Genomic DNA, 1592 nt, shown 5'->3' on the forward strand with positions numbered 1-1592 from the left:
ATTTCCATCGCGATTCAATGCCACGATTCGAGCTGCGATATTCTGGTGTCAGATAACGGCCCGGGGATGTCTGACGAGGCACTGGCGAAAATCTTTGACCCGTTTTTTACCACCAAACCAGAAGGGCTCGGACTGGGTTTGACCATTTCAAAACGTATTTTAGAAAGCTATCACGGAGCGCTCAGCGCCTATAACCACCAAGGGACGCAATCGGGTGAGTCAGGCGGCATGACCTTTGTGGTCACCGTTCCGATGGCAAACACCAGTACCACCAAACCAGTAACGGAAAACGACCATGCATAACGCAGTTATCTTTGTTGATGACGAACCACACATTCGTGATGCCGTTTCACAAGCACTACTTATCGAGGGCATTGAAGTCACTTGCTTTCCCAATGCCGTTGAAGCACTCAGAGTTATCGATGCCAATTCTCCAGCCATCATCATTACGGATATTCACATGCCGGTCATGGATGGCTTAGAGTTTATGCGTACGCTGCTGAGCAAAAATCACCACTTTCAATTCATCGTTCTAACTGGGCATGGCGACGTTAAAACGGCGGTCGAAGCAATGAAAAGCGGCGCGTACGACTTTCTGGAAAAACCATTTTCAACCGATCAACTGATGAAATCACTGAACAACGCCAGCGATAAGCTGAACTTGTTGCAAGAAAACATCTGGCTTAAGAAAGAGCTCGACATGCAAACCCATGTCGGCCCGAAAATGATTGGTCACAGTAAAGTCATGGTGAGTATTCGCCGAGCCTTAATCAGCGCACCGACGAACCAACCTCTGATTTTCGTGGGACAAGACGGCACTGGTCGCCGATTAGCTGCGCAATTTGCTCACGATATTCACGCCACACCAGACAGCGAGCTGATTGCAGCATCAGGTGAAGACCTTTACGAACTGTCGCTAGATGCACTCGACAAAGCCATTGACCACCTGACGGAAGACTCAAACCGTTGCAGTTTGTACCTGCACAGCGCAGAACATATCTCGCTCGCACAGTGGCAATGCCTGTTTAACCACCCGAAATTGGAGCGCGTATTTGGTGCGACGACCAAGGTTGATGCCGATGTTAAAGCGTTCGCAACGCTCATCCACTTACCAACGCTGGATGAACGCAAAGAAGATATTGGCCCACTTTACAAACACTTCGTGCGTCATGCAGCAAGCCGTTATCAGCTGCAACCACCGCACATCAGTTTGGACGAAGTACGCCGAATTACAGAGCTTTCTTGGCCAGAAAACGTTAAACAACTGCGCCAATTTGCGGAGCTGCGCGCTCTCAAACCTGAGACTTTTCGCATGGAAGATTGGGACAGTGAAAAGAGCATCGAAATTCAGAGCATGACTCAACGCACAGAACACTTTGAATATTGTCTGTTATTTGATGCATTGCAGCGACACAGAGGCAGACTTAAAGAGGTTCAACTAGAATTACAGGTGTCACGCAAGACCTTGTACGACAAACTAAAAAAACATCAGTTGGACAAATCGAAGTTTAAGGCTCAGTAGCAATACCTCAAAATCTCTTCAGCCTTTCAGCAAGAACGGACTGAAGCCAGACGGGGAACCAGAGCGAATG

2 protein-coding genes are annotated in these 1592 nt (G+C 48.2%); both read left to right on the forward strand.

Annotated elements, in window-relative coordinates:
- Positions 1-303, forward strand: a 303-nt coding sequence (locus R7P35_RS24050) for a sensor histidine kinase (protein WP_318092840.1), incomplete at its 5' end; no start/stop codon positions are given.
- Positions 296-1522: a sigma-54-dependent transcriptional regulator gene (locus R7P35_RS24055; protein ID WP_005477499.1), complete on the forward strand. Its 1227-nt coding sequence runs from the start codon at positions 296-298 to the stop codon at positions 1520-1522. The genes R7P35_RS24050 and R7P35_RS24055, both read left to right, overlap by 8 nt.
- Positions 1523-1592: the final 70 nt, after the last annotated feature.

Source organism: Vibrio sp. Vb0304 (assembly GCF_033338995.1).
In the GTDB taxonomy this organism is placed as follows: domain Bacteria; phylum Pseudomonadota; class Gammaproteobacteria; order Enterobacterales; family Vibrionaceae; genus Vibrio; species Vibrio alginolyticus.

Bases quoted from the DNA above. Each gene is read 5' to 3' on its own strand.
- R7P35_RS24055 (WP_005477499.1), top strand. From the start codon at position 296: ATGCATAACGCAGTTATCTTTGTTGATGACGAACCACACATTCGTGAT.